Here is a 25,477-nt window from a genome sequence, read left to right as displayed (position 1 = left end):
AGAAATCTGCGTTTTTTCGCCGACAGGCCGCATGAATCGGCCTCCCGGCCCGCCGCCGGACGCTCGCGCGGGCGAAACCGGGCTCCGGCCGGCCCGAAAAATCCAAGCCGCTTGTGTTTTCCGGTTGCAATGTGTTGTGTGCCCCCGGCAACGGGATCGGCGTCCGTGCGCGCCGCCCGCCCCGAGCCGCCCGCCGGAACCGTCAAAAGAAGCCCCATGCGTCTGTCCCGCTACTTCCTGCCGACCTTGCGCGAGACGCCCAAGGAAGCCGAGATCGTCTCGCATCGGTTGATGCTACGCGCCGGCCTCGTGCGCCAGGAATCGGCCGGCATCTATGCGTGGCTGCCGCTCGGCCTGCGGGTGCTGAACAAGGTCTGCGACGTGATCCGCACCGAGCAGGACCGCGCGGGCGCGGTCGAGCTGCTGCTGCCGACGATCCAGTCGGCCGAGCCGTGGCGGGAATCCGGCCGCTACGACGCCTACGGCAAGGAGATGCTGCGCATCAAGGATCGGCACGAGCGCGAGATGCTCTACGGCCCCACCGCCGAGGAGGTCGTGACCGGGATCTTCCGCGCGAGCGTGCGCTCCTACAAGGACCTGCCGAAGAACCTCTATCAGATCTCCTGGAAGTTCCGCGACGAGGTGCGGCCGCGCTTCGGCACCATGCGCTCGCGCGAGTTCCTGATGAAGGACGCCTACTCCTTCGATTTCGACCAGGCCGGCGCGCGCCACGCCTACAACCGGATGTTCGTCGCCTACCTGCGCACCTTCGCAGGGCTCGGCCTGAAGGCGATCCCGATGCGGGCCGACACCGGGCCGATCGGCGGCGACCTCAGCCACGAGTTCATCATCCTGGCCCAGACCGGCGAGAGCGAGGTGTTCTGCGACCGCGCCTACCTCGATTTCGAGATCCCGCCCGCCACCGTGGACTTCGAGGACGTCGCCGCCCTGCAGGGCCTCGTCGACGCCTGGACCTCGCACTACGCCGCCACCGACGAGATGCACGAGGCCGACGCCTTCGCCGAGGTGCCGGAGGAGAACCGCATGTCGGCCCGCGGCATCGAGGTCGGGCACATCTTCTACTTCGGCACGAAGTATTCCGAGCCGATGGGCGCCAAGGTCGCCGGCCCGGACGGGATCGAGCGCCCGGTCCACATGGGCTCCTACGGCATCGGCCCGAGCCGTCTCGTCGCCGCGATCATCGAGGCCTCGCACGACGAGGCCGGCATCGTCTGGCCCGATGCTGTCGCGCCGTTCGACGTGGCTTTGATCAACCTCAAGGTCGGCGACGCCGGCACCGACGCCGCCTGCGCCGAGATCCAGGCGACGCTGGAGGCCGCCGGCCTCAGCGTGCTCTACGACGACCGCGACGAGCGGCCGGGCGCCAAGTTCGCCACCGCCGACCTGATCGGCCTGCCCTGGCAGGTGGTGGTCGGCCCGAAAAGCCTGGCCGAGGGCAAGGTCGAGCTGAAGCGCCGCGCCGGCGGCGAGCGCGAGACCCTGGCGGCGGTGGACCTGATCGCGCGCATCCGGCGTGCCTGAGGCTCCCATGGCGGTCGCAGCCGAAACCGGGGCGAGCCCGCGCAAACCGGACGCCAAGCCGGGTGCCAAGCCGGCGTCGCGCGGCGGCGCGACCGCGCCGTTCGCCGCCTTCGAGTGGATCATCGCCGGCCGCTACCTCCGCGCGCGGCGCCGGGGCGGCGGCGTCTCGGTGGTGGCGTTCTTCTCGGTGCTGGGCATCGCGCTCGGCGTCGCGACGCTGATCATCGTGCTCTCCGTGATGAACGGCTTCCGCACCGAGCTGCTGTCGAAGATCGTCGGCATCAACGGCCACATCTTCGTCACCCCGATCGACCGCACCTTCACCGACTTCGCCGACCTGTCCGAGCGGCTCTCGAAGGTGGCGGGGGTGCGCGCCGCGATCCCGCTGGTCGAGGGCCAGGCCTTCGCTTCCTCGCCCTACGGCGGCAGCGGCGTGCTGGTCCGCGGCGTGCGCGGCGACGACCTCGGGGCGATCGGCGGCATCTCGAAATCCCTGCGCGGCGGCACGCTGGAGGGCTTCGACGACGGCTCGGGCGTGCTGATCGGCCGCCGGCTCGCCGACAGCCTGGCGATCCAGGCCGGCGACACCATCACCCTCTCGACGCCGAAGGGGGCGACCACGGCCTTCGGCACCGCGCCGCGGACTAAGAGCTACAATGTGAAGGCGATCTTCGAGATCGGCATGACCGAGTTCGATTCGACCTTCGTGTTCATGCCGCTCTCCGAATCGCAGGCGTTCTTCAACCGCGAGGGCGACGTCAGCCTGATCGAGATCTACATCGACAACCCCGACGCGGTCGCCGCCATGCGCGAGCCGCTGGAGATGGCGGCCGAGCGGCCGGTGCTGCTCACCGACTGGCGCCAGCGCAACCGCACTTTCTTCGGGGCGCTCGAGGTCGAGCGCAACGTGATGTTCCTGATCCTGAGCCTCATCGTCGTGGTGGCGACGCTCAACATCGTCTCCGGCCTGATCCTGCTGGTGCGTGACAAGTCGAGCGACATCGCGATTCTGCGCACCATGGGCGCGACGCCGGGCACGGTAATGCGCGTGTTCCTGATCAACGGCGCGCTGATCGGCCTCGTCGGCACGCTGTCGGGCCTCGGGCTCGGCATCCTGATCACCTTGAACATCAAGCCGATCCAGCGGGTGCTGTTTCCCGGAGCCTGGGACCCGACGGTGCGGTTCCTCGCCGAGATCCCCGCCGAGATGAACCCCACCGAGATCACGGTCGTGGTGCTGACCTCGTTCCTGCTCGCGCTCGCCGCGACGGTCTATCCCTCCTGGCGCGCGGCCCGGCTCGATCCGGTGCAGGCGCTGCGCTACGGCTGAGCGGCATTCCCATGAGTGGAACCCCCGAGCCCGCCGGCATTCCGCCGGTGCCGGCCCTGTTCTTTTCCCGCGTCGAGCGGCGTTACGCGCAGGGCGACCGCGGCCTCGACATCCTGCGCGGAGCCGACCTCGCGATCTGGCCGGGCGAGCTGGTGGCGCTCGTCGCGCCGTCGGGCGCCGGCAAGTCGACGCTGCTGCACCTGGCCGGCCTGCTGGAACGGCCCGACGGCGGCGAGGTCTATGTCGGCGGCCAGCCGACCGCGGCGATGAAGGATGCCGAGCGCACGCGCTTCCGCCGCGAGGAGATGGGCTTCGTCTACCAGTTCCATCACCTGCTGCCGGAGTTCTCGGCGCTGGAGAACGTGGTGATGCCCCAGCTCATCCGCGGCCTCGGGCGCGGGGAGGCGAAGGCGCGGGCCACCGAGCTCCTGAGCTTCCTCGGCCTCAAGGACCGTCTCGTCCACCGTCCGGCGGAGCTCTCGGGCGGCGAGCAGCAGCGCGTCGCCATCGCCCGCGCCGTCGCCAACGGGCCGCGCCTGCTGCTCGCCGACGAACCCACCGGCAACCTCGACCCCTCGACCGCGGGCCACGTCTTCTCGATCCTGCTCTCGCTGGTGCGTGCCTCCGGCCTCGCGGCGCTGATCGCGACCCACAACATGGATCTCGCCGCCCGCATGGACCGCCGGGTCACGATCCGCGACGGGCTGATCGAGCAGTTGGACTGAAGCCGAGGACGCCGGTGTCGCCGCCTCGTGGCGGCGCGGTCACGCGTCATCCCATTTTGGCACGGATGCACGTTCGCGTTGCAACCGAAACGCGGAGTCGCGGATTACTCGCTTGAAGACGCGGAAAAGCGTCGTCCGCGACCGGTGCCGACGCGCCGGGAACGCTGCCCAGGCGAGATCCAGATCCATGTCGACGACGTCCGTTGCTCCCGCCCTCACGCTCGTGGCTTTGCTCAGCCTTGCCGCCCCCCTTGCTACTCCGACCGCTGCCTCGGCCGCCTCGGCGACCACCGCCGCGGTGACCAAGGTCGCCGACGTGACCCCGCCGGTTCGCGCGGTCTCGGCGAACGAGGGCGAGGAGGATGGCGGCACCTGCAGCCGCATGCGCCGCCGCCTCTGGGTCGAGGGCGAGGGCTGGATCGTCCGCCGCATCACCACCTGCCGCTGAACCGGATCGACGTCGGACAGGTTCGATTTGGGTTCGTTGCGCGAAGCTGTGCGCAACACCGCCCGGCGCACGGTTTAAGCAGTCTTCGCACGTAGCTCGCCGCCCCGAACCGGAACGAGATCGCCGAAACCGGGGTTTGCCCGGGAAGTCAGCGTTCCGTCCGGAGTTCCGATCCATGGCCCGTCACCGCCCGTCGCTCGCCGCTTCGTTCGTCCTTTCCGCCGCCCTGTCCCTCGGTGCCGGAGCGGCGAGCGCGGAGACCGTCCGCGTCACGTCCTACGGCTACGGCGCGGCCTATGCCGGCCAGGGCGGCTACGGTTTTGCCGACGAGGCGGTGCGCGGCGCCTATGTCGGCGCGCCCTTCAGCAGCGTGCCCTCTCCCAACCGCATCGTCCCGGCGCCGTGGAGCTACGGCACCTACGGTGTGCCGACGATCTCCGGATTGCGCGAGGCGCCGGTGGCCGCGCCGAGCGTGACCGTGGTCAACCCGGGCGAGCGCGCCGTCGCCCGCCCCGGACGCGGCCCCCGCATCCTCTCGCGCGGCCGCGACGGCGCCTGGACCTCCGGCGGGCGGGTCCAGACCGGCAACGGCGTCTCCGTCGTCACGGTCTCCGTCCCGCACCGCTGAGCCTCAGGCGTCTTCCGCCCGCGTGAGCGCCGCGTACCACGCGGCGTAGGGCGAGTCGCGTGGGTTGCGCCCGCCCTGATCCTCGGCCCCGTCGCCCCACCACACCGGCCCGCGCTCGCCGAGCGCCTCCTTGGCGGCCTGGACCGCGTCGCGGGCGCTCCGCATCAGCTCGGCCGCGCCGGCCTCGCCCTTGCGCTTCGCGCGCTTGGCCGCCCCGACGGCGCGGCGTGCATCCATCAATTCATCGACATGGCGCTGCCGGGTCTCCTCGGGTAGGCGCGGATCGCTGCAGCGCCACAGCCGTCCGCCGACGACGAAGTAGCGGCCGTCCGGCGTGCGCGGGTAGGGTGGGGCCCCGGTCCCGATCGACTTCTTCGCTGTGGTCACATGCCTCTCCCGTCGGCGCGCCAGGGTCGTCGCGCGGCGTCGGCGGTTGCGTCGCCTCGTACGATCCTGCGATCCACGTTCTGCGCGTATCTCGCTGAGACTGCATCTTAAGGTTTTTCAGGCCATCTCGTGCGACGCCAGTTTCCACCGGTATCGCGCGCCATGCACATCGTCATCGTCGATTCGAGCCGCGTCGTCCTCAAGGTCATCACCGGGCTGCTGGAACCGCGCGGGCACGTCATCAACACGTTCACCGATTCCGCCGCCGCCTGCGCTTTCCTCGAGGAGACGCCGAGCGTCCGGGTGCTGATCACCAGCCTCGAAGTCCGCCCGATGACCGGGTTGGAGCTGTGCTGGTCGGCCAGGCTGCTCGCCGAGGCGCGCCGCCCGCTCTACGTGATCACCATGTCGTCGGCGCGCAACGCCCGGAACCTCGCCGAGGCCCTCGACAGCGGCGCCGACGACTTCATCGAAAAGCCGCCGGGCGCCGAGGAGCTGCATGCGCGCCTGCGCGCCGCCGAGCGGCTGACCACGATGCAGGACGAGTTGATCCGCCTCGCCGAGACCGACTCGCTCACCGGCCTGCTCAACCGCCGCGCCTTCTTCGCCCGCGTCGGAGCCGTCGCGGAGCGCGCCGGCAACCACGGCACCCTGTCGGCCGTGTTCGCCGACATCGACCACTTCAAGCGCATCAACGACGAGCACGGCCACGACGTCGGCGACGCCGCGATCCGCGCCGTCTCCGATCTCCTCGGCGCACAGGGGATCGCCGGGCGCCTCGGCGGCGAGGAGTTCGCGGTGGTGCTGCCCGGGCTCTCGCTCGCGGCGGCGGAGGCCGTCGCGGGGCGGCTGCGCCTCCAGATCCGGGACCTGCGCATCCGCGGGACGCGCGGCCCCGTGCGCCTGACCTGCAGCTTCGGCGTCAGCACCTGGTGCGAGGGCGACAGCGTCACCGCGCTCACCAAGCGCGCAGACATCGCCCTCTATGAGGCCAAGACCACCGGGCGCGACCGCGTCGTCTCGGCGGAGACCGACATCGTGCTCGCGCGCGCCGGCTGACGCCGCCCGCGGGTCCGACGCCAGATGTCCTTGCGGAGCGAGGCGGGCGGGCGTACCTCGCCAGTCTTCGCAGGGCGGGCGCGGACACGATCGCGCCGGATTTCGCAGCGATTCGCCTGCGTTAAGGTTGATCGCGCTGTGCCTGCGCGAGACACGCGTTAAGTATAAGCCTCGCGCCATATGTGATTTCGACACAAGTCCGAGGCCGAAAACCCCAGGATTCGTCTGGAACGAGTCTTGAAACACCTTCTCCGACCCCGGCGGAATTGTGCCATGCCGGGAAAAGATGGGGTGTGCGGGATGAGTATGGCCGTTGACGTCCTGGTTTTCGACGAGCCCCAGGAGATGAATCCCGCCTTCCGCGCGACGCTGGAGCACATGCCGGCGCTCCACACGATCGGCGAGGCCGACCTCGACCGGGTCGACCCGGCCAACGTCGTCGCGCTGATCTTCCTCGACGAGACGCGGCTGGCGGACGGCCTCGGCCACCTCGCCGACCTCAAGGCACGCCTGCCGGCCCTGAAGACGCTGGTGGCGTTCCAGGCGTTGAATGCGGCCGACCTCGACGCCCTGCTCCGGGCCGGGGCCGACGCCTTCGTGGCGCGCTCCGCCGCCCCGCGCGACCTCTGCAACGCCGTGCTGGCCCTCGCCGAGGGCGCCCTGCAGCTGATCGCCCGCGCCGAGGTCGAGGCCGAGCCGGTCTCCGCCGCCGCCGAGCCGGCCGACGGCCTCGGGCTGACCCCGCGCGAGGCCGAGGTGCTGCGCTTCCTCAGCGCAGGCTTCAGCAACAAGGAGGTCGCGCGCCGCCTGATGCTCTCGGTCCGCACGGTGGAGACCCACCGCCTGAACCTGCGGCGCAAGACCCAGACCGGCCGGTTGAAGGACTTGGTCTCGCTCGCCCGGCAACTCGGCCTCGCGCCGGTGCTCGACGCGGAGACCAGCCGGCGCGGCGTCGAAGCGCCTCGGACGAACACGGGCGAAGGTCCGGCGCGCCACTGAGCGCGCTGCGACCCGGCCGCGCGGCCGGTCCGTTCAAGCGCGCGCCAGCTCCGCGCTCGCAGCGGTCGTCCTCGCCTTGGCCGACTTTCGCGCCTTGGCCGCCGTCTTCGTCTTGCTTGCCTTCGTCTTGTTCGCCTGCGTTTTCACCGGCTCGGCCGCCTTGGCCGCCGTCTTCCTCGCCTTGCCGGCCTTCGCCTTCGAAGCCGTCGGCGCGTCCGCGGTGAGCCGGTTCTGCAGCAGGCTCAGCACCGCCGCCTCCTCGGGGCGCAGGCTGCTGAGATCCTCGACCAATTCGCTCTCGACCGCCTCCTTCACCTGAAGCAGCAGGGCGCCTTCGAGGTAGCAGTCGATGATCTGCGGGTGGATGTAGCACTTGCGGCAGATGGTCGGCGTGTTGCCGAGCCGCCCGGCGACGCTCTCGATCGCCGCGCGAACGTTCTTCTTGGCGCCGGCCTCGCCGTCGAAGGCCTCGAACTCGCGCAACGCCAGCGCCGCCAGCACCGTGCCGGCCCAGGTGCGAAAATCCTTCGCCGTGATGTCCTGCCCCGAGATCTCGCGCAGGTAGGCGTTGACGTCCGAGGAGGTCACGTCGCGCTGCTGCCCCGCCTCGTCGACGTACTGGAACAGCTCCTGGCCCGGCAGATCCTGGCAGGCCTTGACGATCTTGGCCACGCGCCGGTCCTTCACCGACAGGTCCCAGGTCTTGCCGCTCTTGCCCTTGAAGCGGAACGTCATCTCCGCGCCCTCGACCTTGACGTGCGGGTCCCGCAGCGTCGTCAGCCCGTAGCTCTTGTTGGCCCGGGCGTAGTCGTCGTTGCCGACGCGGATCAGCGTCGTCTCCAGCAGGTGCACCACGGTGGCGAGCACCTTCTCGCGCGACAGGCCCTTGCGCCGCATGTCGGCGTCGATGCGCGTGCGGATGCCGGGCAGGGCGTCGGCGAAGGCCATGATGTGGCTGAACTTGGTCGAGTCCCGCGCCGCCCGGAAATCGGGATGGTAGCGGTACTGCTTGCGCCCCTTGGCGTCGCGCCCGGTCGCCTGGATGTGGCCGTTTCGGCGCGGGCAGATCCATACGTCGGTGTAGGCCGGCGGGATCGCGAGCGACTTGATCCGCTGGACCTGCGCCTTGTCGCGGACGGGGGCGCCCTTGGCGTCGACGAAGCGGAAGCCCGTGGCGGTCTTCTTCCGGGTCAGGCCGGGCATGGTGTCGTCGACGTAGGCGAGCCCGGCCTCGGCGGCCGCGTCGCGCGGGTCGACGACGGTGCCGGCGGTCTCGTCCGATGCCATCAGCTCCGCTCCCATCGGCCCTGCTCCTCCCTGCGAAAGCCTGGCCTCAACCGGGGCCGGACCGGCCCTGTTCCGGCGCTTGCGTATCCGCCGCACACGGATGCCCGCCCGTGTTAGAGGTCGGCCCATGGACGCCGCCGACTCCCCCGCCCCCGCCGCGCCGATGCGGCGCCTCGCCTTCGTCGTCACCGAGGACTGGTTCTTCGCCTCGCACTTCCTGCCGATGGCGCGGGCGGCGGTGGCGATGGGCCTGTCGGTCGCCGTGGTGACGCGGGTGCGCGAGCACCGCGCGGCGATCGAGGCGACCGGCGCCCGGGTGGTCGCGCTGGAGGCGGAGCGCTCCAGCCTCAACCCGATGGCCGCCGGCTACGCGGCCGGGCAACTTGCGGCGATCCTGAAGGCCCTGAACCCCGACATCGTCCACTGCATCGCGCTGCGCGGGATCCTCGTCGGCGGCACGGCGGCGGCGATGGCCAACATCCCGGCCCGCGTCTACGCGCTCACCGGCCTCGGGCTGATCGGCGCGCGCGGCGACGCCGCCGGCCGCCTCGCGCGCACGGCGCTCCGCCACCTGATCCGCGGGCCGCTGGCCTCGAAGCGCACCCGCTTCCTGTTCGAGAACCCGGACGACGCCGCCGCCCTCGGCCTCGACCCGGCCGACACCGCGGTGACGATCGTCGGCGGCGCCGGAGTCGACCCGGACGCGTTCGTGCCGGCGCCGCTGCCGCCCCACCCACCGCTGCGCGTGGCGATCGTCGCGCGGATGCTGTGGTCGAAGGGGATCGACGTCGCCGTCGAGGCGGTGCGGCTCGCCCGCGCGCAAGGCGCGGCGGTCGAACTCGCCCTGCACGGCGCCCCCGACGCCTCGAACCGCCGCGCGATCCCCGAGGCGACGTTGCGCGACTGGTCCCGCGACGGCGTCGCCTGGCTCGGGCCGACGCGCGACGCGGCTGCGGCCTTCGCCAGCGCGCATGTCGGCTGCCTGCCCTCGCGGGGCGGGGAGGGCCTGCCGCGTACCCTGCTCGAGGCCGCCGCCTGCGGCCGGGCGCTCGTGACCACCGACGTGCCGGGCTGCCGCGCCCTGGTGCGCGACGGCGTCGAGGGCCTTGTCGTCCCTCCGGACGACGCGCCGGCCCTGGCCGCGGCCCTGGTGCGCCTTGCCCGCGACCCGGCCCTCGTCGCGGGTCTCGGCGCCGCGGCCCGCCGACGGGTCGTCGAGGACGGGTTCTCGGAGGCCGCGGTGTCCGCGGCCGTCTCCGGCCTCTACCGCGAGCTGCTGGGCTCATGATCGCGAGCAAAGACGCCGACGCCTTCATCCGCGCCAACACCCGCCTGCTGCCGGTGGCGCATGCGCCGGAGCTGGTGATCCACGTCGCCGACGAGGCGACGGAGCTGTGGCAGAAGACCGAGGACGAACTGGCCGAGATCGGCCTGCCGCCGCCGTTCTGGGCCTTCGCCTGGGCCGGCGGCCAGGCACTCGCCCGCTACCTCCTCGACAACCCGGAGGTCGTCGCCGGGCGGCGCGTGCTCGACTTCGCCTCCGGTTCCGGCCTGGTGGCGATCGCCGCGGCGAAGTCCGGCGCCGCCTCGGTGCTCGCCAGCGACCTCGACCCCTTCGCCATCGCCGCGATCCCGCTCAACGCCGCCGCCAACGGCGTCGCCGGCCGGATCACCGCGACGGCGGCCGACCTGGTCGGCACCGTGCCCGACGTCGACCTCGTGCTCGCCGCCGACATCTTCTACGAGCGCGACCTCGCCGCCGCGGTGGGCGGCTGGCTCGGGCGCCTGCACGCTGCCGGCACCACGGTGCTGCTCGGCGATCCCGGCCGCAGCTACCTGCCGCGCGCCCGCCTCGAGGCGATCGCCAGCTACGCCGTGCCGGTGACGCGGGCGCTGGAGGATGCCGAGATCAAGCAGAGCCACGTCTGGCGGTTCGTCGGGTGATCCGGTGGGCGCCGCCGCCGGGTCGCGTTGGCAGAAGGCAACCGGCGCCACCTCGAGTAGTATTCGTTTGACCGTCCAGCGTTTGTGTCCGTGGATATGGCCACTATTGGGCGGTGGAAGAAAGCATTCACGTGATCGATCGTGGTTTTTCGATCGGCGGCCAAGAAAATTGCGGGTTGATTAATGTCGGTCGGGCAATTTCCGCATCGGCCACCGGTGCGGTCTGCGGGGCATGGACCGGAAGATGAACGATCCTAACGCCTACGTGACACTGTCCGCCGGCGCCGCGATCTTCGAGGAGGGCGAGCCCGGCGCGTTCGCCTAACCTGATCGTCGCGGGGCGGGCCGCGCTCTTCCTTCGGCGAGACGGCGTCGAGGTGTCGATCGCCGAGCGCGCCGCCGGCGAGATCGTCGGCGAGATGGCGCTGCTCGATGCCGGCCCGCGCTCCGCCTCGGCGCGGGCGATCGAGGATTGCATCCTCGTCTCGGTCTCCGAGGAGCAGATCCGGCATCGCCTGCACAATGCCGACCCGATCCTGCGCCTGTGCTTCGGCGTCATCATGGCCTGCTGCCGGGATGCCGTGGCGCTGCCGAGGCCGAACGGTACGGTCGCGCCGAACGGTACGGTCGCGCCGAACGGTAGGGTCGCGCCGACGCGAGCCGCCGGCGCCCATTTTTCGCCGTCGCTGAAGGCGGATTTCGAGGCCTCGATCGACGCGATGATGACGGAGCGCGCGCTGCGCCTGGCGCTGAACCGCAACGAGTTCGAGCTGTACCTGCAGCCGATCTTCCACCTCGGGACGGAGGCGCTCGCCGGCTTCGAGGCCCTGATCCGCTGGCGCCATCCCGAGAAGGGCCTCGTGCACCCGATGGCGTTCATCCCGGTCGCGGAAGCGAGCGAACTGATCGTCGAGATCACCCAATGGGTCGTCTCCGAGGTCGGGCGGATCATACCCGAGATCATGAGGGCGGCCCTGCAGAACCCGGCCGCCACCGACGGGCCGCTGTTCCTTTCGATCAACGTCAGCGGCCACGACCTCGCCCGGGCGAGCTTCCCCGAGATGGTCGGCGAGATGCTGCGCAGCACCGGCATCGCCCCGTCGACGCTGAAGCTCGAGATCACCGAGACCACGGTGATGCGCGATCCCGTGGGCGCCACGGAAGCGCTCAGCCAGTGCCGCGAGGCGGCCATGGGCGTCGCCATCGACGACTTCGGCACCGGCTACTCGTCGCTGAGCGACCTCTCGAAGCTGCCGATCACCACCTTGAAGGTCGATCGCGAGTTCGTGCGCGCGATGCTCACCACCCCGTCCAACCGCAAGATCATCCAGACGATCCTGCGGCTCGCCGACGAGATCGGCATCCCGGTGGTCGCCGAGGGCATCGAGGAGCCGGTCGAGGCCGACGCCCTCGCCGAGATGGGCTGCGCCTACGGCCAGGGCTACCGTTTCGGCCGCCCGGTGCCGCTCGCGGAGACCCTCGCCCTGACCAAGACCTGGCGGCTCGCGCCCTACGATGCGGCGCTGATCGTCGCGCCGTAGCCGCTCGCACCGGTCGTCGGGGCGGGCGGGGATGCGCGATTTCGCGAAGTTCGGTTAAGGATCCTCCGATACAGCGGATGCGAAGGCCGCGCCGCGCACCGGCGCTCGGAGGTTGACGGTTTTGGGCGACGACGATCCCGATCACGACCGGCAGGACGCCGTCTCGGGCGATGCCCCCGCGGCCGGCACGCCCCCGTCGGACGGTCAGCCGCCGGCCTGGGAGATCGTCCTGCCCGAAGAGGGCGCGACCGAGGATCTCGGGCTGTTCCTGGCCGAGTTCCTGATGCCGGGCGACCTCGTCGCGCTCTCGGGCGGCCTGGGCGGTGGCAAGACCACGCTCGCGCGCGCGCTGATCCGCGAATTGGCCGGCGACCCGGACCTCGAGGTTCCAAGCCCGACCTTCACCCTGATCCAGCCCTACGAGGGCCGGCTCGGCGCGATCGTCCACGCCGACCTCTACCGCCTGCGCAGCGCCGACGAGCTGGTCGAGCTCGGCTTCGACGAGATGACGGATTCCGCGATCACCCTGGTCGAGTGGCCCGAGCGGCTGCCGCCGCGCGAGGGGCCGGTGCTCTCGATCGACCTGTCGCTCCGGCCCGAGTTCGGCGAGGGCTCCCGGTTCGCGCGCATCTCCGGCACCGAGGGCATGCGCGCCCGCCTCGATCGCGCGCGCGCGGTCCGCGCGCTGCTCGCCCGCAGCGGCTGGGACGAGGCGACGCGCACCCTGATGCAGGGCGACGCGTCGTCGCGCGCCTACGAGCGCCTGACCCATCCCGACGGCCGCTCGGCGGTGCTGATGATCTCGCCGCCGCGGGCCGACGGCCCCCCGGTGCGCGACGGCAAGCCCTACAGCGCCATCGTCAAGCTCGCCGAGAGCGTCCACGCCTTCGTCGCCATCGACCGGGGGCTGCGGGCGCTGGGCTTCTCGGCGCCGCGCATCTACGGCGAGGACCTCGACACCGGCCTGCTGATCCTCGAAGACCTCGGCATCGAACCGGTGGTCGACGCCGCCGGCCCGCGGCCCGAGCGCTACGCCGAGGCGACGCGCCTGCTGGCCAAGCTCCACGCCGTCGAGTTGCCCGGCGTGCTGCCGGTGGCCGAGGGCATCGACCACGTGCTGCCGACCTACGACGCCGAGGCGCTGCTGTTCGAAACCGAGCTGCTGCCGGACTGGTACGCCCCGGCGCTGCGCGGCGTGACGCTCTCGCCGGAGGCGCGGGCCGAGTTCGGCGCGCTCTGGGCCGAGGTGCTGGAGGGCGCCGTACCCGCCCGCCCGACCTGGACCCTGCGCGACTACCATTCCCCCAACCTGATCTGGCTGCCCGAGCGCGACGGATTGGAGCGCATCGGCGTGATCGACTTCCAGGACGCGGTGCTCGGCCACCCGGCCTACGACGTCGCCTCGCTGCTCCAGGACGCGCGGGTCGACGCCAACGCCGAGTTCGAGCTCCGGCTGCTCGGGCTCTACGCCCGCGAGCGCCGCGCCCGCGACACGGCCTTCGACGTGCAGGGCTTCGCCACCGCCTACGCCATCCTGGCGGCGCAGCGTGCCACCAAGATCCTCGGCATCTTCGCGCGGCTGAACCTCCGCGACGGCAAGCCCGCCTACCTCGCCCACATCCCGCGGATCGAGGGCTACCTCGCCCGCAACCTCGCCCACCCGGCCCTGGCGTCGCTGCGCGATTGGCACCTGCGGCACCTGCCCGGGCTGCTCGCACCCGCCGAGCCGCCCGCCGAGCCCGCCTGAGCCGCCCTCCGACCCCTCCTTCGCGAGCCCCGCGCATGAGCGACACCCCCGCCTCGCCGCCGACCGCGCAAGCGCCGATCACGCGATCCCCGATAAATTGCGCTTTCGTCCTCGCCGCGGGCCTGGGCAAGCGCATGCGCCCCGTCACCGCCACCGTGCCGAAGCCCCTGGTGGAGGTCGCCGGCAAGGCGCTGATCGACCACGCCCTCGACCGGGCGGCGGAAGGCGGCATCGAGACCGCGGTGGTCAACGTGCACTACCTGCCGGACCTGATCGAGGGTCACCTGGCCAAGCGGGGCGGCCTGCCGAAGGTCGTCGTCTCCGACGAACGCGCGGCGCTGCTCGAGACCGGCGGCGGCGTGAAGAAGGCGCTGGACCTCGTCGGCGCCGATCCGTTCGTGGTGTTCAACTCGGATTCGTTCTGGCTGGAAGGCCCGACCCCGAACCTCGCCCGGCTCATCGAGGCCTGGGACGCGGCGCGCATGGACATCCTGCTCCTGGTGGCGCCGACCACCACCAGCCTCGGCTACGAGGGCGCCGGCGACTTCGTGATGGCCGCCGACGGCCGCCTCGCGCGGCGGGGCGAGCGCCGGATCGCGCCCTTCATCTACGCGGGCGTCGCGGTCTTGAAGCCGGAGCTGTTCGCCGACACGCCGGACGGCGCCTTCTCGCTCAACCTGCTGTTCGACCGCGCGATCGCGGCGAGCCGCCTCTCGGGCCTCCGCCTGGACGGGCAATGGCTCCACGTCGGAACACCGGACGCGATCCGCGCCGCCGAGGAGCGGGTGCGGGTAAGCGCGCAGGAGGGGTGAGCGGCGATTCCGTTTGAGGAACGGAAGCGGAACCTCTAGATTGCTCGCGTCGAGGCTGGCCCTGGTCGCTGCGGAGGTCCCGGTGGACGTGAAGGAAGCGGTTTCCAAAGCGAAGGACTATGTCGCCACGGTCTTCGATGCCGAGCAGCCGAAGAACATCGGCCTCGAAGAGATTCGGTTCGACGACGCACTGAACCAATGGCTCATCACCGTCGGCTTTTCGCGTCCTTGGGACGCGTCGAAGCCGCTGGTGACGGCACTTGGGCGCGATCTCGACCTCAAGCGATCCTACAAGGTGGTGCACCTCAAGGATGACGACGGCCGCGTCGTCTCCGTCACCGACCGCCGAGTCGAGCCTTGAGTGCGAGACGCCTGTTCATCGATACGAACCTGCTTCTGCTGCTCTTCGTCGGGACCGCGTCGGAAACCTACATCGCCGCCCACCGGCGGACACGGATCTACACGATCGACGACTTCGCGCTGCTGAAGCTCGTGATCGGGGATGCGGCGGTCTTCGTCACGACGCCGAACGTCCTCGCCGAGACCTCGAACCTGATCCGGCAGTTCGACCAGACTCGTCTCGCCCCCGTACTTCAGGCGTTTCGTGGCTATGCCGAGGCGGCAACGGAGACATATGTTCCAAGTGCGGTCGCCGTGAATGCCTCCGACTTCGACACGCTCGGTCTCAACGACATCTCGATCCTGGATGCTCAAGAGTCGGACGTGACTTTGATCACTGATGGCCTGCACCTCTACCTGACGAGCGCGATGTCTGGCAGGAAGGCCCTCAACTTCACGCACGAGCGCGAACGGATCCTCGGTTGACCCAGATCGAACCGATCGAACCCTCCCACGTCTTCACCATCACCCGCGGCGCGCCGTTCCTGCCGACGCTGGTCGACGCGTTGCTCGACGGGCGCCTCGTCGGCGACCTCGGGGGCGACCCGCTGGCGCTGGCCGCCGTGACGATCTACCTGCCGACGCCGGGGGTGGCGAAGGAGCTGGCCAAGCGCCTCGCCGCGCGGCTCGGCGAGGCGGCGCTGCTGCCGCGGATGATCCCGCTCGGCGAGGCGGACGAGGCCGAGCTGGATCTCGCCGCGATGCCGCTCGTGGCGAACGCCGCCACCGGGCTCGACCCCGAGATGCAGAAGCTGGAGCGCCGGCTGATCCTCGCCCGGCTGGTGCAGTCCTGGGCACAAGCGGTCGATCGCTCGCTGCTGCCGATCGACGAGGAGGTGCCGTTCCTGGTGCCGGCCTCGCCCGCCGACGCGGTGGCGCTGGCCGCCGACCTCGAAGGCCTGATGGACGCGCTGACCGTCGAGGGGCTGCCCTGGTCGGAGATCGCGGGCGCCGTCGAGGCCGAGTATTCGCGCTATTTCGGCCTGACCCTCGACTTCGTGCGGATCGCCGCCGAGAACTGGCCGCGGATCCTGGCCGAGCGCGGCCTCACCGATCCGGTCTCGCGCGCGCGCGACCTCGTGTTGGCGGAGGCCGCGCGGCTGACCCGCGCACGGCCGCGCGACCCGGTGGTGATCGCCGGCTCCACCGGCTCGGTGCCGGCCACCGCCAAGCTCATCGCCGCGGTGGCGGGGCTGCCGCACGGCGCGGTGGTGCTTCCGGGGCTCGACCTCGACCTCGACGAGGCCGGGTGGGACGCGATCGAGACCGGCGCCGGCTTCGACCGCGAGGTCGCCCACGGCCATCCGCAGGCCGTGCTGCATCGGCTGCTCGGCCCCGGCTGCCTCGGCTTCGCACGGGCCGCGATCGTCGATCTCGGCGGCCACGATCCCAAGGCGACCGCGCGCGCCGCCCTGCTGTCCCAGGCCCTGCGCCCGGCCGAGACCACCGACGCCTGGGCGCGCCTCGACCCGGCCCTGCGCGACACCCTCGGCCGTGAAGGCCTCGCCGGGCTCGCCGTGGCCGAGGCCGCCGACGAGCGCGACGAGGCGCTGATCGCCGCCCTCGCCCTGCGCGAAACGCTCGCCACCCCGGGCCGGACGGCCGCCCTGATCACGCCCGACCGCGCGCTCGCCATGCGGGTCGCCGCCGAGCTCGCCCGCTGGGACATCGTCGCCGAGGACAGCGCCGGGTCGACGCTGAGCCGCAGTTCGGCGGGCCGGCTGGCGCGGCTCTCGGCGGAGCTTGCCGTCGACCTCCACGCCGAGCAGGGCGACGCGATCCCGCCGCGGATCATCGCGCTCCTGGCGCACCCGCTGGTCGGCCTCGGCCTTCCGCGCGGCGACGTCATGCGCGGGGCGGCGGCCCTCGAGATCGGCGTGCTGCGCGGCCCGGCGCCGGCCGGCAGCTTCCAGGGCCTGAAGGATGCGCTTGCCGCCCAGCGCGCCGCCCCGCACAGGCACCAGCCCCGCGCCAAGCAGCGCCTCTCCGACCTCGACTGGGACTTGGCGGCGACGATCCTCGACCACCTGGAGGCCGCGTTCGCCCCGCTTACGGCGTTCGCGGGCGCGTGCGGCACCGAGCCTGCGTCCTGCGACCTCGTCGAGGCGGCACGCCTCCACGCCGAGGTCTGCGAGGCGCTGCTGGCGCGGCCGGCGGAGGTGACGGAGCCGATCGCGGACGCCTCGCTGAACTGCCTCGACACGCTGTTCGACGACGTGCGCAACCTCGTCGGCCACCGCGCGGAGGCGGACGCGGCGCTGCTGCCGGGACACTTCGACGACTACCCCGCCTTCCTCACCACGCTCGCCGCCGACCGCACCGTGCCCTGCGCCGGTCCGGCGCCGCACCCGCGCCTGAGCATCCTCGATCCGCTCGGATCGCGCCTGATGCACTACGATCGCGTCGTGCTCGCCGGGCTCGACGAGGGCGTCTGGCCGGGCAAGACCACCACGGACGCCTTCCTCAACCGCCCGATGCGCGAGCGCGTCGGACTCAACCCGCCCGAGCGCCAGCTCGGCCAGGCCGCCCACGACTTCGTGCAGGGCATGAGCTGCCGCGACGCGGTGATCACCCGCGCGGCCAAGCGCGAGGGCTCGCCGACCGTGCCGTCGCGCTTCCTGCAGCGCATCCGCGCGTTCGCGGGCGAGGCGGCGTGGGCGACGGCGCTCGACGCGGGTCGTCGCTTTGCCGGCTACGCGCGCGCGCTCGACACCGCGGCCCCGCAACCGCGCCTGACCCAGCCGAAGCCGAAGCCGGACCCGGCCCTGTTCCCGCGCAGCCTCAGCGTCACCGAGATCGAGACGCTGGTCCGCGACCCCTACGCGATCTTCGCGCGCCATGTGCTCGGGCTCGATCCCTTGGAGGCGGTGGCGGAGCGGCCGGGCGCGGGCGACCGCGGCACGATGATCCACGCGATCTTCGGCCAGTTCGCCGAGCGCTATCCGGGCGCGCTGCCCGCCCCCGAGATCGCGTGGCAGCGGCTCAATCAGATCGCGGTCGACGCCTTCTCGGAGACGGCCAACACCTACCCCGAGCTCTACGCCGAGTGGTGGCCGCGCTACGAGCGCATGGCCGCGCTCTACCTGCCCTGGGAGATCGCGCGGCGGGCGACGCTCGCCCGCGTCGAGCCCGAGATCTTCGGCCGCTGGGCGATCCCGCTCGGGTCCGAGACCTTCACCCTGCGGGCGCGCGCCGACCGGATCGAGCGCGGGGCCGACGGCGCTTGCATCGTCGACTTCAAGACCGGCGCGCCGCCCTCCGCGCGGGAAATCTTCGCCGGCTTCTCGCCGCAGCTGACCCTGGAGGCGGCCATGCTGATGCACGGCGCCTTCGACGGCTTCCTGGCGGCGGACGCGGCGCCGGACCTGCTCTACGTCCACGCCTCCGGCGGGCGGAAGCCGTTCGTGCCGCTGGCGGTCAAGCCGCCCAAGGGCGATCCGCGCACCGTCCCCGAGATCGTCGAGGAGCACGCCACGCGCCTGAAGGGGCTCGTCGCCCGCTTCATGACGGGGCAGGCCGCCTACACCTCGCGGCCCTACCCGAAATACGCCAAGTCCTACGGCGACTACGACCACCTCGCCCGCGTCGGCGAATGGTCGCTCGGGGGTGACGGGGAAGGGTGATCCGATCGCCAACGGATCGATCCGGGATGACGGCGAGGGAGCGGGACTGATCGCGTTTCGCTTCGATGAGACGTGTAAGCGACGTGAGGCGTCAGACCGGGGCCAACGCGGCGCGGGGGTCGTGTCGGGCGAGGCGGCCGAGCAGGTACTCGACCTCCGCCACCGCCCTCTTGCCGAGGGCGCCGCCGGGCTTGCGCTGGGCGGGCGAGGCGATCAGTCCGCGGCGCGCCATCACGTATTTGCGGACCGCCAGGCCGATGCCTGGCTGCTGCTCGTAGCGCAGCAGCGGCAGGTGGGCGTCGAACAGGTCGTGCGCGGCGTCGCGCTCGCCGGCAGCCGCCAGGCGGACCACGTCGGCGAGCATGTCGGGGAAGGCGTAGCCGGTCATCGCGCCGTCGGCGCCGCGCTCGGTCTCGAAATCGAGGAACAGGCCGCCGTTGCCGCACAGGATCGCGATGTGCCGCATCGCGCCGTCCGCCTCGAAGCCGCGGAGCGCCGAGATCTTCTCCAGCCCCGGCCAATCCTCGTGCTTGAGCATCATGCAGGCCGGGTTGTCGTTGACGATCCGGCGGATCACGCCCGGCGTCATCACCACACTGAAGGTCAGCGGGTAATCCTGGATCACGAACGGCACGTCGGCGCCGATCGCCTCGGCGGCCTGCGCGTAATAGCCGACGATCTGGTCGTCGGTGCGGAGCGTGCTCGGCGGCGCGATCATCACGCCGGCCGCGCCCGCATCCATGGCGCTGCGGGCCAGCGACGCCATCGCGGCGAAGCCCGGCGCCGAGACGCCGACGATCACCGGCAGGCCCTCCGCCCGCACGATGAAGCGGCGGGCGACATCGAGCGCCTCGCCCTGATCGAGCTTGCCCGCCTCGCCCATCACCCCGAGCACGGTGAGGCCGGTGGCGCCGTTTTCGGCGTAGAAGTCGGTCAGCCGGTCGATCGAGTCGACGTCGATGCGGCCGTCCGCATGGAACGGCGTCGGGGCGATCGGGAAGACGCCGCGTTCGGAGGCATCCAGGCGCATGGGGTTCGATCCTTCGTGACGGCGTCGCGCCGGGGGACGCGGAGGATAGACCGTCTCGGCGCCCGCGTCGCAGCCGCTCAGGGGATGCCGAGCGTCCGGATCAGCACGAGGCTGATGCCGATGAGTAAGAGGAGCGAGCCGGTGACGGCGGCGGTGACGCGGCCGCCGACGCGGGCGAGGATGCGCACGTCGACGCCGAGGCCGAGCGCCGCCATCGAGACGACGGTGAGGAGGCCGGCGAACCTCGTCATCGGCAGCGCGGCCGCGTCGGGGATCAGGCCGAGCGAGCGCAGGCTCGCCAGCACCAGGAAGCCGACGATGAACCACGGCACCAGCCGGGTCAGGCTCAGGCGGCCGGGCCTTGTCGCGGCGCCGCCGTCGGCCGGCAGCCACCGGGCGATGACGGAGAAGGCCAGCACCACCGGGCCGAGCATCAGCACGCGCACGAGCTTCACCAGGGTGCCGACCTGGGTGCTGACGAGGCTGACCGGCACGGTGGCCGCCAGCACCTGCGGCACCGCGTAGACGGTGAGGCCGGCGAGCACGCCGTACTGGTTGTCGGAGAGGTGGGCCAGCGGCACGAACAGCGGCAGCCCGAGCACCATCAGCACGCCGAGCACGGCGGTGAAGGCGATGGAGGCGGCGATGTCCTTGTTGTCGGCCCCGATCACCGGGGCGACGGCGGCGATCGCCGAGTTGCCGCAGATCGCGTTGCCGCAGGCGACGAGGATCGCCATCCGCGCCGGCAGCGCCAGCAGGCGGCAGATGCCGTAGCTCGCCGCGATCGTCAGGATCACGGTCCCGACGATGCCCGTGAGCAGCGCCGGCCCCGAGGCGACGATCGCCCCGAGGCTCAGGGAGGCGCCGAGCAGGGTCACGGCGAGCTCGAGCAGCTGCTTGGCACTGAAGGCGATTCCGCTGCGGAAGCGCGGACCCGGCACCCAGGCGCTGCGGACCGCGATGCCGAGCAGGATCGCGATCACCAGGGCCTCGATGTAGGGGTGATCCAGCGCGCGCTCCTCGGCGGCCTGGACGCCCATGGCGATCCCGGTGATCGCGACGCAGACGAGGATGCCCGGCAGCAGCGCGAACGGGCCGGCGCCGGCGGTCGGCTCGGTGCGCGCGGATGTCGTCATCGGCTTCGAGTCAGCGCCCATGCGGCCTCTCGCTCGGCAGAATCCGCACCCCGAGGGGCGCTTGGGAAGGAACTTCCACGCCGAGGATCAGGCGGAGAAGAAGTCTTTCCTTATCGAGGAATCTTCGGAAGACGCAACCATTGATTCAGGCGCGCCCAAGCGCGACATCTTCAATCATGACCGCCCAGCTCGACCAACTCACGACAGCCTACGACCCCTTCGGCGAGCCGATGGAGATGTCGCGCGCCTGTGCGGACGCCAAGATCTCCGGAAAGTTCGGGAGCTACGGCGAGACGCGCCGCGCCGCGATTGTGTTCTGGGCGCTCGCGCTGCTGTTCGTGGGCGGCCGGATCTACCTGTCCGAGCAGACGCCGTCACACGGAGCGGTCGCGGAAGCGACATCGATGACCCTTCCGGGGACGGCCCTTCGCTGAACCGGTCCGCGTCGGCGGGACGCCCTCAGTAGGCGTCCGCGAGATAGGCGGCGATCGCTTTGCCGTCCGCCTCGTCGATCGGGGCGTGATAGACCTTGATCATCTTGGTCACCTCAGCATCCCAGAACGCCTTACCTTTGCCCGGCGGCTGCATCGCGATGTAGTCGGTCGAATGGCAGGTGAGGCAATTGCCCTGCGCCGCCGTGCGGCCGGCCTCTTGGCCTGCGCTCGAACGCAATTCGGAATAGGCATCCGGCAACGCGTAATCCAGCGGCGCGGCCGTCGTTGCGCCCGCCCAAAGCGAGACCATAAGTACGATGTGGCAGCGAATGGACATCGATTCCCCCTCTCAGGCCGCTTGAATGCGGGTGGTCTCGACGACGTTGCGCATGTAGCCCGGCGGGTTCCACTGCGGCTCCATCGGCTGGCCTGCGCCATCCTTGGCTGTCGCGCGCACACGAATGGCATGCATGCCGGCACCGAGTTCGGTGGTCGCCGTCCAAGTCCTGAACGCGTAGCGGCCGAGATCCTGTCCGAGCTCGGCCGGTATCCAGGTGCGGCCGTCGTCCGTCGAGAGTTCGACGCGCGCGACGCCGGAGCCGCCGTCGAAGGCGATGCCGCGAAGCGATGTCGGCCCGGCCTTGACCTTGGCGCCGTCGTTTAGGTTCGTCACGAACGAGCGCACGTTCAACCGCGCGATCGGCACCGTGGCCGCAGGCGCCTTGCCCGGCTCGGTGCAGGCGCACGGCGTGTCCGGGATCCGGTAGGCGGACTTCATCCAGAAGCCCTCGAACGGTCGGTCGAGCACGGTGATCGCGCCGAGGTGCTTCACCCAGTACGTGCCGTAGAATCCCGGCACCACGAGGCGTACCGGAAAGCCGTTGAGAAAGGGCAGGTCCTGACCGTTCATGCCCCAAGCCAGCATCACCTCGCCGGAGCGGGCGTGATCGACGGTCAACGCCTTCACGAAGTCCGGGGTCTCGGGAATCACCGGGCCATCGAGGCCGTCGAAGGCGACCTGCACCGCGCCGGCTTTCATGCCAGCCGCGTCGAGCACCGCCTTCAACGACACGCCGGTCCAGCGGGCGTTGCCCATGGCGCCGTTGCCGAGCTGGCCGCCTGCGACGCGTGGCTCGACGAAGCCGCGGGAATTGCCGGAGCATTGGTTCACCGCGACAACCTCCATCGGCGCCATGCGCTTGAGGTCGGCAAGCGACAGCGCGACCGGGCGCTCGACATGGCCCTTGATCTCCAGTCGGTACGTCTCCGGGTCGATCGCGAGTGGGAGGTCGGCCAAGTGGTAGCGCACGAAGAAGGCGTCGTTGGGCGTGATCGCACCCTCGTCGAACACCGAGAACGGCGTTTCGAGTTGCGGCGGGCGGCTGGTGAGCTGGATCAGCGGGCGTTTGCCCGGATAGCGGACGAGGGCGCGCGCGCCGTTGCCGAAGGGCAGGGCGATCCGGTCCTCGGCGGCGGCGCGGAAGGGAAGCCCCGCGCCGATCGCCACGAGCCCGGCCCGCATCAGCACCTGTCGCCTGTCGAGACCGGCCATGGCATCCTCCCGTCGCGACGTCCGTCCCGGATCGGGCGGCGGCGTCTTTGCGGAAGGTTATAGCATCGCGGGCCTGTAAAACCCCCGGCACCGGCCATGCGGCGCCGAAGCTTCGTGCGGTCTGTCAGGCGGCGGGCACCGTCCGGTCACTTCAGCCGGGCGGCGGCCCAGGCGATGTGGTCGTCCATGAAGCTGGAGATGAAGAAGTAGGAGTGGTCGTAGCCCTCGCGCATGTTCAGGGTGAGCGCGATGCCGGCCTTCTTGCAGGCCTCTTCCAGCAGCCACGGCCGCAGGCCGTCGTCGAGGAAGCTGTCGTCGGTGCCCTGGTCCACCAGGAGCTCGGGGAAGCGGTGTCCGTCCTCGATCAGCGCGGTGGCGTCGTGGGCGCGCCAGGCCGCGGTGTCCGCGCCGAGATACTTCTCGAAGGCCGGCTTCGACCAGCCCGCCGTGGAGGGCTGGGCGATCGGTGCGAAGGCCGAGCAGGACTTGAAGCGGTCGGGATAGGTCAGCGCGATGGTGAGCGCGCCGTGGCCGCCCATCGAGTGGCCGACGATGCCCTGGCGGCTCATGTCCGCGGGGAAGTTCTTCGCGATCAGCGCCGGAAGCTCTTCGGTGACGTAGCTCCACATCCGGTAGTTCGCGGAATAGGGAGCTTCCGTCGCGTCGAGGTAGAAGCCCGCGCCGGAGCCGAACTGCCAGTTGCCGGCCTCGTCGGGGATGCCCTCGCCGCGGGGCGAGGTGTCCGGCGCGACGACGATCACGCCGTGGCGGGCGGCGGCCTGCCGGTACTCGCCCTTGTCCATGACGTTGGCGTGGGTGCAGGTCAGCCCCGAAAGGTACCACAGCACCGGCACCGGGCCGTCCTTGGCCTGCGGCGGCACGAAGACCGCGAAGGTCATCGGGCAGGCGGTGGTCTCGGCGTCGTGCCGGTACACGCCCTGGACGCCACCATGCGAGAGGGCCTTCGAGACGGTTTCCATGGGGTGATCTCCTGATCGGGACGGTCGGGCGGGCATGTCCCTCCCCCCTCGAGGGGGGAGGGCGTACGCGTCGTGGCCTAGTAAATCACCACCGAGCGGATCGACTTGCCCTCGTGCATCAGGTCGAAGCCGTGGTTGATCTGGTCGAGCGGCATGGTGTGGGTGATCAGGTCGTCGATGTTGATCTTGCCCTCCATGTACCAGTCGACGATCTTCGGCACGTCGGTGCGGCCCCGCGCCCCGCCGAAGGCCGAGCCCTTCCAGACGCGGCCGGTGACGAGCTGGAACGGACGGGTCGAGATCTCCTTGCCGGCTTCCGCCACGCCGATGACGATCGACTCGCCCCAGCCGCGGTGGCAGCACTCGAGCGCCTGGCGCATCACGTTGACGTTGCCGGTGCAGTCGAACGAGAAGTCGGCGCCGCCGCCGGTCGCGTCGAGGATCGCGGCCACGACGTGGTCGTTGCCGACTTCCTTCGGGTTGATGAAGTGCGTCATCCCGAACTTCTTCGCCATCTCCTGCTTGTCGGGGTTGATGTCGACGCCGATGATCTTGTCGGCGCCCACCATCCGCGCGGCCTGGAGCACGTTGAGGCCGATGCCGCCGAGGCCGAACACCACGACGTTGGCGCCGGGCCAGACCTTCGCGGTGTAGATCACCGCGCCGATGCCGGTGGTGACGCCGCAGCCGATGTAGCAGACCTTGTCGAAGGGGGCGTCCTCACGGATCTTCGCGAGTGCGATCGCCGGGAGCACGGTGAAGTTCGAGAAGGTCGAGCAGCCCATGTAGTGGAACAGGGTGTCGGACCCGCCCGGGCTGCCGCCGGTGGAGACGCAGGAGAAGCGCGAGGTGCCGTCCGGCATCACGCCCTGGCCCTGCGTCGCGCGGATCGCGGTGCAGAGGTTGGTGCGCTGCGACAGGCACGACTTACAGCCGCGACATTCCGGCGTGTAGAGCGGGATCACGTGGTCGCCGACCTTCAGGTCGGTGACGCCGGCGCCGACCTCGCGGACGATGCCCGCGCCCTCGTGGCCGAGGATCGCCGGGAACTTGCCCTCCGAATCGAGGCCCGAGAGGGTGTAGGCGTCGGTGTGGCAGATGCCGGTGGCCATCACCTCGACGAGCACTTCGCCGGCCTTGGGCCCCTCGATGTCGATGGTCTCGATGGTGAGCGGCTTCTTCGCCTCCCACGCCACGGCTGCGCGCGTCTTCATGTCGGATTTCCCTGTGCCTGAACGATCACGGACGGCGTCGACAGGCGACGGCGCTTCGGCTCGCTCCGACCCTCGGCGTTCCCGTGACGAGAATCCGGCGGCGGCGATCCGAACGGCCCGAAATACGGGATGCCTGATGCTGGTTCTCGCGCACCGACGCAACCGCCATTTCCGCAGGGGCCGCCCGCATGGGGCGCGGGCCGCCGCGAGATCCCCCTAGCCGCCTCAGGCTGCGGCGAGCCCGAGCCCGGCCAAAGCCTCGGCGATCTCGTCCTCGCTCAAGGTCCGGATCACCGGGCCGGAGGTCCAGACCAGCATCGGCCGGATCGCGTGGTCCGGGTAGATCCGCGCGAGCAGCCGGGCGTAGAGGGCGATCTGCGCCGTCTCGGGGCGCGGCGGCGGCGCGCCCTCGTCCGGCGGGCGTCCGGTCTTGAAGTCGGCGAGCCGCACGATGCCGTCGGCGACCGCGAGGCGGTCGATGCGGCCGAAGACCGGCCGCTCGACGCCCTCCACCACCACCCGCCCCGACAGGCTGACCTCGGCGCGCGCATCGCGGGCGAAGAGCGGCGCGAGGTCGGGCGTCTCGATCAGGTCGAGGGCCGCCCGCACGACGTTCGCGCGAGCAGGGCGCGGGAAGGCGGGCGCGCGGGCGGCCACGAA

At 71.1% G+C, this 25,477-nt stretch carries 25 protein-coding genes; 16 read left to right on the top strand and 9 right to left on the bottom strand.

Annotated features, from left to right (window positions below; translation table 11 throughout):
• The first annotated feature begins 216 nt into the window (after positions 1-216).
• The 5 genes from proS (at position 217) to FV229_RS05685 (ending at position 4,673) form a co-directional block, all read left to right on the top strand.
• Positions 217-1,542 carry a proline--tRNA ligase gene (gene proS / locus FV229_RS05705; RefSeq protein ID WP_147751035.1) on the top strand — a complete coding sequence of 442 codons (1,326 nt, stop codon included), beginning with the start codon at positions 217-219 and terminating at the stop codon, positions 1,540-1,542.
• Between the two features lie 7 nt (positions 1,543-1,549).
• Positions 1,550-2,872, top strand: a complete 1,323-nt coding sequence (locus FV229_RS05700) for a lipoprotein-releasing ABC transporter permease subunit (protein ID WP_147751034.1) — start codon at positions 1,550-1,552, stop codon at positions 2,870-2,872.
• Positions 2,873-2,883: 11 nt separating this feature from the next.
• Positions 2,884-3,597, top strand: a complete 714-nt coding sequence (locus FV229_RS05695; RefSeq protein WP_147751033.1) for an ABC transporter ATP-binding protein — start codon at positions 2,884-2,886, stop codon at positions 3,595-3,597.
• A gap of 187 nt (positions 3,598-3,784) precedes the next feature.
• Positions 3,785-4,045, top strand: a complete 261-nt coding sequence (locus FV229_RS05690) for a hypothetical protein (RefSeq protein WP_187275071.1) — start codon at positions 3,785-3,787, stop codon at positions 4,043-4,045.
• Positions 4,046-4,220: 175 nt separating this feature from the next.
• The gene (locus FV229_RS05685) at positions 4,221-4,673 is read left to right on the top strand and encodes a hypothetical protein (protein WP_147751032.1); all 453 of its coding nucleotides are present in this window, start codon (positions 4,221-4,223) and stop codon (positions 4,671-4,673) included.
• Positions 4,674-4,676: 3 nt separating this feature from the next.
• On the opposite strand, the gene FV229_RS05680 is transcribed toward FV229_RS05685, so the two are convergent.
• Positions 4,677-5,060, bottom strand: a complete 384-nt coding sequence (locus FV229_RS05680) for a hypothetical protein (protein ID WP_238271079.1) — start codon at positions 5,058-5,060, stop codon at positions 4,677-4,679.
• A gap of 162 nt (positions 5,061-5,222) precedes the next feature.
• Between FV229_RS05680 and FV229_RS05675 the strand changes: the two genes are divergently transcribed.
• Both FV229_RS05675 and FV229_RS05670 read left to right on the top strand, forming a co-directional pair.
• Positions 5,223-6,119 (top strand): diguanylate cyclase, encoded by an 897-nt coding sequence (locus FV229_RS05675; protein ID WP_147751031.1) that lies wholly within the window; start codon positions 5,223-5,225, stop codon positions 6,117-6,119.
• A 300-nt stretch (positions 6,120-6,419) separates the two neighbouring features.
• Complete coding sequence (locus FV229_RS05670; protein WP_147751030.1) at positions 6,420-7,118, top strand: response regulator transcription factor; 699 nt, start codon at positions 6,420-6,422, stop codon at positions 7,116-7,118.
• 33 nt (positions 7,119-7,151) lie between these two features.
• Here FV229_RS05670 and FV229_RS05665 read toward each other — a convergent pair whose 3' ends face one another.
• Positions 7,152-8,405, bottom strand: a complete 1,254-nt coding sequence (locus FV229_RS05665; protein WP_147751029.1) for a DNA topoisomerase IB — start codon at positions 8,403-8,405, stop codon at positions 7,152-7,154.
• A 127-nt stretch (positions 8,406-8,532) separates the two neighbouring features.
• Between FV229_RS05665 and FV229_RS05660 the strand changes: the two genes are divergently transcribed.
• From FV229_RS05660 to addB, 8 genes are all read left to right on the top strand, one after another.
• A complete protein-coding gene (locus FV229_RS05660; protein ID WP_147751028.1) occupies positions 8,533-9,693 on the top strand; it encodes a glycosyltransferase in 1,161 nt (386 codons plus the stop codon).
• Positions 9,690-10,349, top strand: a complete 660-nt coding sequence (locus FV229_RS05655; RefSeq protein WP_147751027.1) for a methyltransferase — start codon at positions 9,690-9,692, stop codon at positions 10,347-10,349. Before FV229_RS05660 ends, FV229_RS05655 begins: the two co-directional genes overlap by 4 nt.
• A gap of 377 nt (positions 10,350-10,726) precedes the next feature.
• Complete coding sequence (locus tag FV229_RS05650) at positions 10,727-11,890, top strand: EAL domain-containing protein (RefSeq protein ID WP_147751026.1); 1,164 nt, start codon at positions 10,727-10,729, stop codon at positions 11,888-11,890.
• A gap of 223 nt (positions 11,891-12,113) precedes the next feature.
• On the top strand, positions 12,114-13,637 hold the full coding sequence (tsaE, locus tag FV229_RS05645) for a tRNA (adenosine(37)-N6)-threonylcarbamoyltransferase complex ATPase subunit type 1 TsaE (protein WP_238271144.1): 1,524 nt from the start codon (positions 12,114-12,116) through the stop codon (positions 13,635-13,637).
• A 35-nt stretch (positions 13,638-13,672) separates the two neighbouring features.
• Positions 13,673-14,449, top strand: a complete 777-nt coding sequence (locus FV229_RS05640; RefSeq protein ID WP_147751024.1) for a nucleotidyltransferase family protein — start codon at positions 13,673-13,675, stop codon at positions 14,447-14,449.
• An 82-nt stretch (positions 14,450-14,531) separates the two neighbouring features.
• Positions 14,532-14,810, top strand: a complete 279-nt coding sequence (locus FV229_RS05635; RefSeq protein ID WP_147751023.1) for a hypothetical protein — start codon at positions 14,532-14,534, stop codon at positions 14,808-14,810.
• Positions 14,807-15,274 (top strand): hypothetical protein, encoded by a 468-nt coding sequence (locus tag FV229_RS05630; RefSeq protein ID WP_147751022.1) that lies wholly within the window; start codon positions 14,807-14,809, stop codon positions 15,272-15,274. Before FV229_RS05635 ends, FV229_RS05630 begins: the two co-directional genes overlap by 4 nt.
• Positions 15,271-18,471, top strand: a complete 3,201-nt coding sequence (gene addB, locus FV229_RS05625; RefSeq protein ID WP_246688065.1) for a double-strand break repair protein AddB — start codon at positions 15,271-15,273, stop codon at positions 18,469-18,471. Before FV229_RS05630 ends, addB begins: the two co-directional genes overlap by 4 nt.
• Positions 18,472-18,562: 91 nt before the next feature.
• Here the strand turns inward: addB and FV229_RS05620 are convergent, their stop codons facing one another.
• A complete protein-coding gene (locus FV229_RS05620; protein ID WP_147751021.1) occupies positions 18,563-19,501 on the bottom strand; it encodes a dihydrodipicolinate synthase family protein in 939 nt (312 codons plus the stop codon).
• A 77-nt stretch (positions 19,502-19,578) separates the two neighbouring features.
• A complete protein-coding gene (locus FV229_RS05615) occupies positions 19,579-20,637 on the bottom strand; it encodes a putative sulfate exporter family transporter (protein ID WP_147751048.1) in 1,059 nt (352 codons plus the stop codon).
• Positions 20,638-20,813: 176 nt separating this feature from the next.
• On the opposite strand from FV229_RS05615, the gene FV229_RS05610 reads away from it, so the two are divergent.
• Positions 20,814-21,071, top strand: a complete 258-nt coding sequence (locus FV229_RS05610) for a hypothetical protein (RefSeq protein WP_147751020.1) — start codon at positions 20,814-20,816, stop codon at positions 21,069-21,071.
• 25 nt (positions 21,072-21,096) lie between these two features.
• Here FV229_RS05610 and FV229_RS05605 read toward each other — a convergent pair whose 3' ends face one another.
• From FV229_RS05605 to FV229_RS05585, 5 genes are all read right to left on the bottom strand, one after another.
• The gene (locus FV229_RS05605; protein WP_147751019.1) at positions 21,097-21,408 is read right to left on the bottom strand and encodes a cytochrome c; all 312 of its coding nucleotides are present in this window, start codon (positions 21,406-21,408) and stop codon (positions 21,097-21,099) included.
• A 12-nt stretch (positions 21,409-21,420) separates the two neighbouring features.
• On the bottom strand, positions 21,421-22,623 hold the full coding sequence (locus tag FV229_RS05600) for a molybdopterin-dependent oxidoreductase (RefSeq protein ID WP_147751018.1): 1,203 nt from the start codon (positions 22,621-22,623) through the stop codon (positions 21,421-21,423).
• A 146-nt stretch (positions 22,624-22,769) separates the two neighbouring features.
• Complete coding sequence (gene fghA / locus FV229_RS05595; RefSeq protein WP_147751017.1) at positions 22,770-23,603, bottom strand: S-formylglutathione hydrolase; 834 nt, start codon at positions 23,601-23,603, stop codon at positions 22,770-22,772.
• Positions 23,604-23,680: 77 nt separating this feature from the next.
• Positions 23,681-24,817, bottom strand: a complete 1,137-nt coding sequence (locus tag FV229_RS05590) for an S-(hydroxymethyl)glutathione dehydrogenase/class III alcohol dehydrogenase (protein WP_147751016.1) — start codon at positions 24,815-24,817, stop codon at positions 23,681-23,683.
• Between the two features lie 225 nt (positions 24,818-25,042).
• On the bottom strand, positions 25,043-25,477 hold a 435-nt coding region (locus tag FV229_RS05585), incomplete at its 5' end, for a PD-(D/E)XK nuclease family protein (RefSeq protein ID WP_187275070.1).

The organism is Methylobacterium sp. WL120 (assembly GCF_008039465.1).
Taxonomy (GTDB): Bacteria; Pseudomonadota; Alphaproteobacteria; order Rhizobiales; family Beijerinckiaceae; genus Methylobacterium; species Methylobacterium cerastii.
Note: the sequence above shows the minus strand (reverse complement) of the source record. Positions and strands in the feature narration are given on the sequence as shown.

Excerpts from the sequence above, each read along its gene's own strand:
- proS (WP_147751035.1), top strand. The coding sequence starts at position 217 with ATGCGTCTGTCCCGCTACTTCCTGCCGACCTTGCGCGAGACGCCCAAG.
- FV229_RS05700 (WP_147751034.1), top strand. The coding sequence starts at position 1,550 with ATGGCGGTCGCAGCCGAAACCGGGGCGAGCCCGCGCAAACCGGACGCC.
- FV229_RS05695 (WP_147751033.1), top strand. The coding sequence starts at position 2,884 with ATGAGTGGAACCCCCGAGCCCGCCGGCATTCCGCCGGTGCCGGCCCTG.
- FV229_RS05690 (WP_187275071.1), top strand. The coding sequence starts at position 3,785 with ATGTCGACGACGTCCGTTGCTCCCGCCCTCACGCTCGTGGCTTTGCTC.
- FV229_RS05685 (WP_147751032.1), top strand. The coding sequence starts at position 4,221 with ATGGCCCGTCACCGCCCGTCGCTCGCCGCTTCGTTCGTCCTTTCCGCC.
- FV229_RS05675 (WP_147751031.1), top strand. The coding sequence starts at position 5,223 with ATGCACATCGTCATCGTCGATTCGAGCCGCGTCGTCCTCAAGGTCATC.
- FV229_RS05670 (WP_147751030.1), top strand. The coding sequence starts at position 6,420 with ATGAGTATGGCCGTTGACGTCCTGGTTTTCGACGAGCCCCAGGAGATG.
- FV229_RS05665 (WP_147751029.1), bottom strand. The coding sequence starts at position 8,405 with ATGGCATCGGACGAGACCGCCGGCACCGTCGTCGACCCGCGCGACGCG.
- FV229_RS05660 (WP_147751028.1), top strand. The coding sequence starts at position 8,533 with ATGGACGCCGCCGACTCCCCCGCCCCCGCCGCGCCGATGCGGCGCCTC.
- FV229_RS05655 (WP_147751027.1), top strand. The coding sequence starts at position 9,690 with ATGATCGCGAGCAAAGACGCCGACGCCTTCATCCGCGCCAACACCCGC.
- FV229_RS05640 (WP_147751024.1), top strand. The coding sequence starts at position 13,673 with ATGAGCGACACCCCCGCCTCGCCGCCGACCGCGCAAGCGCCGATCACG.
- FV229_RS05620 (WP_147751021.1), bottom strand. The coding sequence starts at position 19,501 with ATGCGCCTGGATGCCTCCGAACGCGGCGTCTTCCCGATCGCCCCGACG.
- FV229_RS05615 (WP_147751048.1), bottom strand. The coding sequence starts at position 20,637 with ATGACGACATCCGCGCGCACCGAGCCGACCGCCGGCGCCGGCCCGTTC.
- FV229_RS05610 (WP_147751020.1), top strand. The coding sequence starts at position 20,814 with ATGACCGCCCAGCTCGACCAACTCACGACAGCCTACGACCCCTTCGGC.
- FV229_RS05605 (WP_147751019.1), bottom strand. The coding sequence starts at position 21,408 with ATGTCCATTCGCTGCCACATCGTACTTATGGTCTCGCTTTGGGCGGGC.
- FV229_RS05600 (WP_147751018.1), bottom strand. The coding sequence starts at position 22,623 with ATGGCCGGTCTCGACAGGCGACAGGTGCTGATGCGGGCCGGGCTCGTG.
- fghA (WP_147751017.1), bottom strand. The coding sequence starts at position 23,603 with ATGGAAACCGTCTCGAAGGCCCTCTCGCATGGTGGCGTCCAGGGCGTG.
- FV229_RS05590 (WP_147751016.1), bottom strand. The coding sequence starts at position 24,817 with ATGAAGACGCGCGCAGCCGTGGCGTGGGAGGCGAAGAAGCCGCTCACC.